Consider the following 6,271-nt stretch of genomic DNA (forward strand, 5'->3'; position numbering starts at 1 on the left):
ACGCCGCACCAGGCCTGGGGGCCCGCGGGGCCGGCGAGCGCGAAGGCGACCACGCCGTCCTCGTCGAGCGCGCTGCCGAGAGGGCCCACCGTGGCGGTGTCGAGGACTCCCGGGCCGAGCACGGCGACCGCGCCCTCGAGCGCGGGTCGCAGCGCGTCGGCCACGGAGACGCCCGCGCCGGCGCCGGCGATCGCCTCGGCGACCGCCGCGTCCGCGACGACGACGATCTCGGCGCTGGTCGCGCCGACGAACGACGCGCGCACCGCGGACGTGCCCGCGAGCGGCGCCGAGGCGGGGTCGTGGAGCGCCACGGTCAGCGCGGAGGTCGACGGCAGCAGCCGTGCGAGCTCGGTGGCGACCGTGTGCGCGGTGGCCAGGGCCTCGGCGTCGTGCGCGGCGCGGACGGCCGGGCTGACCGGCAGGTCGGCGGGCAGGGCTGTCATCGGGTGCTCTCCTCGGAGGTGACGACCAGGCAGGCGAGACGGGAGCCGTTGCTCCCGAGCGCGGCACCGGCCAGGACGACGTCGTCGACGACGACGTCGAGCGGCGTGCCGACGCGGTGGGTGAGGGGGACGAGGTCGCCGACCGCGAGGTCGGTGAGCTGCGCGGGGGTGACCGTCACGGGTGCCAGGCGGACGCTGACCCGCACCGGGACCTCGTGGACCTGCGCGGCGAGGCGCGCGAGGGCGTCGTCGTGCTGGCGGACCTCGTCGACGGAGCGGACGACGGCGTTCTCGCCTGCCCGCAGCGGCGCCAGCAGGACGTCGGCGGGGAGCATGAGGGTCGCCGTCGAGCGCCGCTCCCCCGTGACGAGCTCGAAGCGCGCGACCAGGACGGGGTCGGACGCGCCGGCCGCCTGGACGAACTGGGGTGCGTACTGGACCGACTTCACGTGCACGTCGAGCTCGCGCACGGCGGCGAAGGCGTAGGCGAGGTCGCCGAGGGAGACCTGGACCAGGTCGCGCACGAGGCGCCACTCGATGTCGGTGAGCTCACGCTCCGTGTCCGGCAGCGCGATGCCCGGCCCGCCGAGCAGGTAGTCGACCCACAGCGTCGCGGTGTCCACGGGGAGCTGCACGACGGCCGTGGACCGGCCCTGCTCGACGCCGCACAGGATCATCGCGGTGTGCGTGGGCAGCGGCCGGACGTACTCGTCGTACGAGTGCAGCTGGACGGACACCAGCGTCGCGGACGCGACGACGCGCAGCCGTGAGGTGAGCAGGGTGCTCCACTGGCGGGCGTAGGTCTCGAAGGCCATCTCCAGGACACGGCCGTGCTCGCGCGCGAGCGTCATCGGACGACGGAAGTCGTACAGCTCGGGCGCGCGTGGCGGCGCGCCGGGGGCGCGGCGCCCGGCGTGGGTCGGCGGCGCGGCTGCTGCCTCAGTGACGGTCACGCCGACTGATCGGCACGCGCGCGGGCGTCATGAGGAGTCCAGGGCACGTGGGTGCACGCGGTGACCGCGTGTCGTGCCCCCGCTCGCCGTCGTGCGGCGTGCGGGTGAGGTGGCGCCCTCCGTGGCGCCTCGACTGCACCGGCCTCCGTGCCGGTTCCGTGCTGGTACGGCCGGGCCCGTCGGGCCGGTCGCACGCTCAGGTCACTGCGTGACGTAGTCCGTCAGGTAGACGTCCATCACCTCCCCCTCGTAGCCCTCGACGAGCTGGTGGCGGAGCTGGTCCTTGAGCGCCGCGCGGCCCTCGGCGGAGCCGACCTCCTCCACGGTGCGGCCCGAGAAGAGGTCGATGGCGACGTCGAGCGCATGCGCGGTCGACACCTCCTCGTGGACCTCCTCGGTCAGCTGGAGGGCGAAGCCCAGGCGCAGGTAGTGCCCCGCCGCGAGGTTGATGCTCACGGCCTCGACCGTGACGACCTCGCCGGGCACGGGTGCGGGCTCGGCGACCTCGGCCGGCTCGCCGGCCCCGGGGCCCAGGAGGAGGTACCAGGCGGCTCCGCCGGCCAGCGCGAGGAGCAGGGCGAGCACGAGCACGAGCTTCTTGCGGCTGCGCTGGGGCGGCTCCTCCTCGGCCGCCACCGTGGGCGCGCCGATGCGCTGGGACGCGCCCTTGGCGGTCTTGGACGCGATGATCCGCTGTTCGGTCGGCATGCTCACCCCTGCTGTGCTGCGGCGATGGACGGGAGGAGGGCGCGGACGTCCTCCGGGACGGAGGAGAGCACCACGAGGTCGACGCGGCGGTTGGCCTCGAGCGGGTCCTCGCCGGGCTCGGCCATCGGCCGGGCCTCCCCGAAGCCGACCGCCGCGATGCGCTGAGGTGCGACGCCGCCGGCCTCGACCAGGCGGCGCAGGACCTGCGTGGCGCGGTCGGACGAGAGCTCCCAGTTCGTCGGGTAGCGCCCGGAGACCGGGATGTCGTTGGTGTGGCCTTCGACGGAGATCTCGTCGGGGATCGAGGCGAGGACCGGCGCCGTCGTGTCGACGATGCGCCGCGCGGTGTCGGTGAGCTCCGCGCTCGCGGCGCGGAAGAAGACGTCGTCGGCGACCATCCCGATGACCAGGCCGCGCTCGGTGACCCGGAACCGGACGCGGTCGGCGAGCCCCGCCGGGGTGAGCGCGGCCGAGATCTGGTCCGCGATCGCGTCGAGGCGCTGGTACTCCGTGGTCGCCGCCTGCGAGCGCGCCTCGGCCTCGGCGATCTCGGGCGACGGCGCGGCGATCTGCTCGGCCTCCACACCGGCCTCCGAGCGGAGGTCGGGCGTGATCTGGATCGCCTCGACACCCGTGAGCGGGCCCGTGCTGCCCTCGAGCGCGACGGGCGCCGGCTGCCCGAAGCCGGACGCCAGCGACTGGCGCAGCTGCTCGAACTTGACCTGGTCGACCTGGCTGATCGCGTAGAGCACGATGAAGAGGCCGACGAGCACGGTCATCATGTCCGCGTAGCTCACGGCCCAGCGCTCGTGGTTCTCGTGCTCCTCCTCGTGGACGACGCGCGACTTGCGCCCGTGTCCCCCGGAGCCGTGGCCGGCGCTCATGCCGCGGCCTTCTTGCCTGTCCTGCCGTCGGCGGCGGCCACGGCCGCGGGCGGCATGAGGCTGCGCAGACGCTGACCGACCAGGCGCGGGTTCGCGCCGGACTGGATGGCCAGGAGGCCCTCGACGACGAGCTCCATGTGCGCGATCTCCAGCTCGGACGCGCGGCCCACGCGGGCCCCGAGGGGCAGCCACACGAGGTTCGCGGACAGCAGGCCCCACAGCGTCGCCACGAAGGCCGCGGCGATCATGTGCCCGAGCTCGTCGGGGCTCGAGAGGTTCTCGAGCACGTGGACGAGCGAGACGACCGTGCCGATGATGCCGATCGTCGGGGCGTAGCCGCCCATGTTGTTGAAGACCTTGGCGATGCTCTTGTCCTGCGCGCGCTTGCTCGCGATGCGGTCCTCGAGCATCTCGCGCAGGTCGTCGGGGTCCGTGCCGTCGATCGCGGACTGCAGGCCCGAGCGCAGGAAGGGGTTCTCGACCGTGCGCGCGGCGTCCTCGAGGGAGAGCAGGCCCTCGCGCCGGGCGCGGTCGGCCAGGCCGACGACGACGTCGACCGTCTCGTCGAGGTCCGGTCGCTTGAACGTGAGCCAGCCCTTGAGGGTCGTGAACGCGAGCGTGAAGTCGGCCAGCGTCGTGGACGCCAGGCCGGCGCCGATCGTGCCGCCGATCACCAGGATCATCGGCGCGGGGAGCACCACGGACATGGGGCTCGAGCCCTCGAGGAAGATCGAGAGCAGGACCATCGCGAACGCGAAGCCGATACCGCCCAGGGTTGCCGGATCCATCAGTCGGCCTCCGGGACGGCGCTCAGCGCCCGCGCATGGCGCAGGTCGGTGACGGGGGCGAGCTCGGCCGTCTCCCGCGACGCGTCGAGCGTGGCGGCGGCGACACGCGCGCGGTACCGGATGACGAGCTCGGTGATCTCCTCGAGCGACTCCGTGACGATGTACTTGGTGCCGTCGATGAGCGTGAGGATCGTGTCCGGCGTGCTCTCGGCGCGCTGGAGCAGGTCGGGGTTCACCGCGAAGCGCGGCCCGTTCAGGCGCGTGACGACGATCATGGCTGTATCCGTCCCTGGGTGATGCCTCGGGGCCCGTCCATGAGCCCTGCTGACGTTTCCATCGGCGGGTGCGCCCCGATGTGAGGCTTCCGCGGCTGCGGAGTCGCACCTGCCGCCCGTGCGCGGCGCCCATCGGTGCGTGGGGCGCGCGCTTGCGTGCGTCGCGTGCGCGCTTGCGTGCGGGGCATGGTGCTGGAGTGACGGCTGGGGACGGTGTGAGTCACACCGGCCCCAGCAGCACCACGAGCACCACGCCCCGCACGGAAGCGCCGACAGCGAGCGGTGGGTGGCGCGTCAGCGCTTGAGGTTGACGAGCTCCTGGAGCATCTCGTCGGACGTCGTGATGACGCGCGAGTTCGCCTGGAACCCGCGCTGGGCGATGATCAGGTTGGTGAACTCGGCCGAGAGGTCGACGTTCGACATCTCCAGCGTGCCGCCCGAGAGCGCGCCGCGGCCGCCCGACCCGGCGGCCCCGACCTGCGGGTCCCCGGAGTTGACGGTGGTCCGGTAGAGCGAGCCGCCCGCCTTCTCGAGGCCGGCCGGGTTCGTGAAGGTCGCCAGCGAGACCTTGCCGAGCGGCTGCTTCAGGCCGTTGCTGAACGTGCCGAGCAGCGTGCCGTCGGCGTTGATCATGAAGGACTGGAGCGTGCCGGCGGCGCGGCCGTCCTGCACCGAGGCCTCGACGGTCGTCAGACCGGCGTAGCCGGTGAGGGCGGCGAGGTCCACGGTGACGGGCCCCGCGGCGAGCGAGGCACCACCCGTGAGGTTGCCGGCCGCGTCGAACGCCAGCGCGCCCGTGCCGACCGTCGCCCCGCCGCGCGTCGCGGTGACGTCCCAGCCGGTCGCGGTGCGCGTGAACGCGAGGTTGAGCGACGACGCCGTGCCGTCCTCGCCGTGGACCTCGATCGCGCGGTTGAGCACGGTGCCGGCCGCCGCGTCCGACGGCAGGTTGCCCTCGAAGGTGGCGCTACCGGTCGCCGCGGCGCCCATGAGCGTCGCGATGGGCAGGCGGATGTCGGTGAGCGGGCCGTTGACGTCGATCGTGCCGTCGGCCGCGGCGGCCCAGCCCTGGACGAGACCACCGTCGGGGGTCACGAGCTGACCGGTCGCGTCGAAGTCGAACGCGCCGGCCCGCGAGTAGAACTGCTCGCCGCCCTTCTCGACGACGAAGAAGCCGTCGCCCGAGATCATCATGTCCGTCGAGCGGTTGGTGAGCTGGGCGGCGCCCTGCTGGAAGTTGGTCGTGATGCCGGCGATCCGCACGCCCAGGCCGACCTGCGCGGGGTTGGTGCCGCCGACGCCGGCCTGGGGGCCGCCCGCGTTCGTGACCACCTGCGAGAGCGTGTCCTGGAACTGGGCCTGCGAGGACTTGAAGCCGGTCGTGTTGACGTTGGCGATGTTGTTGCCGGTCACGTCGAGCATGGTCTGGTGGGCGCGGAGGCCGCTGATCCCGGAGAAGAGCGAGCGGAGCATGTCAGTTCCCTTCGGATGGTGTCGCGGCCTGGTCAGGCGGCAGGGGTGGCCGGCACAGCGGCGGGGGTCGTGGGTGCGGGCACCGCGGGTGCGGTGCGGCTGCGGACGAGCGTGACGCCGTCGAGCGGGACGTCGGTGCCCGCGACGCGCAGCATCGGGACGGGACCGGCGAAGGAGACGGACTCGGCGGTCCCCGTGCGGGCGACGCCCGCGGCGTCGACGTAGCCGACCTCCTGGCCGACCATCCCGCCCGCGGCGACGCGCATCTGGAGCGCGAAGCCCTCGCGTGACGTCTCCGCCATCGCCGTGAGCTGCTCCATCGAGGCCAGCTGCGTCGACTGGGCCATCATCGCGGCGGTGTCCATGGGCGCCGTCGGGTCCTGGTGACGCAGCTGGGCGACGAGCAGGGCCAGGAAGACCTCCTGGTCCATCTCCTTCTTGGCGGTCGACGTCGTGCCCGTGGCGTGGACGCTGGTGGCGCCCGCCGGTGGGGCGGTGACGGGGCCCGTGAGCGGGATGCTGGTCATGATGTCCTCTCAGACGACGAGGTCGAGGCCGCGGCGGCCGGTCGGCAGGTGGTTGGTGGGCGCGTCGCCGGTCGCCGGCGGCTGGGCGGTGACCTCGTCCGCGACGCCGGAGCGACCGGCGTCGGGACCGTGGCCGCCGGGCTGGGTGCCCGGACCGCCGTGGCCCGCGGCCCCGTGCTGGCTCCGCGCCCCGAGGTCGAGGTGCGGGGGCAGGCCGGCC

Annotated in this window: 8 protein-coding genes and 1 pseudogene; all 9 read right to left on the bottom strand. The window is 73.7% G+C overall.

Features of this window, described 5'->3' with window-relative positions:
- Positions 1-443 (bottom strand): annotated as a pseudogene (locus tag IDM29_RS13785) (hypothetical protein); the annotation flags it as partial.
- Positions 440-1,396, bottom strand: a complete 957-nt coding sequence (locus tag IDM29_RS13790) for a flagellar motor switch protein FliM (RefSeq protein ID WP_255491698.1) — start codon at positions 1,394-1,396, stop codon at positions 440-442. The gene IDM29_RS13790 and the pseudogene IDM29_RS13785, both read right to left, overlap by 4 nt.
- Before the next feature lie 201 nt (positions 1,397-1,597).
- Positions 1,598-2,104, bottom strand: coding sequence for a flagellar basal body-associated protein FliL (gene fliL / locus IDM29_RS13795; RefSeq protein WP_182112604.1), 507 nt, complete (start codon positions 2,102-2,104; stop codon positions 1,598-1,600).
- A gap of 2 nt (positions 2,105-2,106) precedes the next feature.
- Positions 2,107-2,988, bottom strand: a complete 882-nt coding sequence (locus tag IDM29_RS13800) for a flagellar motor protein MotB (RefSeq protein WP_182112603.1) — start codon at positions 2,986-2,988, stop codon at positions 2,107-2,109.
- Positions 2,985-3,776: a motility protein A gene (locus IDM29_RS13805; protein ID WP_182112602.1), complete on the bottom strand. Its 792-nt coding sequence runs from the start codon at positions 3,774-3,776 to the stop codon at positions 2,985-2,987. The genes IDM29_RS13800 and IDM29_RS13805 overlap by 4 nt, the downstream gene beginning before the upstream one ends.
- On the bottom strand, positions 3,776-4,051 hold the full coding sequence (locus IDM29_RS13810; RefSeq protein WP_182112601.1) for a flagellar FlbD family protein: 276 nt from the start codon (positions 4,049-4,051) through the stop codon (positions 3,776-3,778). Before IDM29_RS13810 ends, IDM29_RS13805 begins: the two co-directional genes overlap by 1 nt.
- 294 nt (positions 4,052-4,345) lie before the next feature.
- Positions 4,346-5,524, bottom strand: coding sequence for a flagellar hook protein FlgE (locus tag IDM29_RS13815; RefSeq protein ID WP_182112600.1), 1,179 nt, complete (start codon positions 5,522-5,524; stop codon positions 4,346-4,348).
- 32 nt (positions 5,525-5,556) lie between these two features.
- Positions 5,557-6,051, bottom strand: a complete 495-nt coding sequence (locus tag IDM29_RS13820) for a flagellar hook assembly protein FlgD (RefSeq protein WP_182112599.1) — start codon at positions 6,049-6,051, stop codon at positions 5,557-5,559.
- Between the two features lie 9 nt (positions 6,052-6,060).
- Positions 6,061-6,271: hypothetical protein (locus IDM29_RS13825; protein WP_188037656.1), on the bottom strand; the 211-nt coding region annotated here is incomplete at its 5' end.

The organism is Actinotalea sp. JY-7885 (genome assembly GCF_014525465.1).
In the GTDB taxonomy this organism is placed as follows: domain Bacteria; phylum Actinomycetota; class Actinomycetes; order Actinomycetales; family Cellulomonadaceae; genus Actinotalea.

Excerpts from the sequence above, each read along its gene's own strand:
- fliL (WP_182112604.1), bottom strand. The coding sequence starts at position 2,104 with ATGCCGACCGAACAGCGGATCATCGCGTCCAAGACCGCCAAGGGCGCG.
- IDM29_RS13800 (WP_182112603.1), bottom strand. The coding sequence starts at position 2,988 with ATGAGCGCCGGCCACGGCTCCGGGGGACACGGGCGCAAGTCGCGCGTC.
- IDM29_RS13805 (WP_182112602.1), bottom strand. The coding sequence starts at position 3,776 with ATGGATCCGGCAACCCTGGGCGGTATCGGCTTCGCGTTCGCGATGGTC.
- IDM29_RS13810 (WP_182112601.1), bottom strand. The coding sequence starts at position 4,051 with ATGATCGTCGTCACGCGCCTGAACGGGCCGCGCTTCGCGGTGAACCCC.
- IDM29_RS13815 (WP_182112600.1), bottom strand. The coding sequence starts at position 5,524 with ATGCTCCGCTCGCTCTTCTCCGGGATCAGCGGCCTCCGCGCCCACCAG.
- IDM29_RS13820 (WP_182112599.1), bottom strand. The coding sequence starts at position 6,051 with ATGACCAGCATCCCGCTCACGGGCCCCGTCACCGCCCCACCGGCGGGC.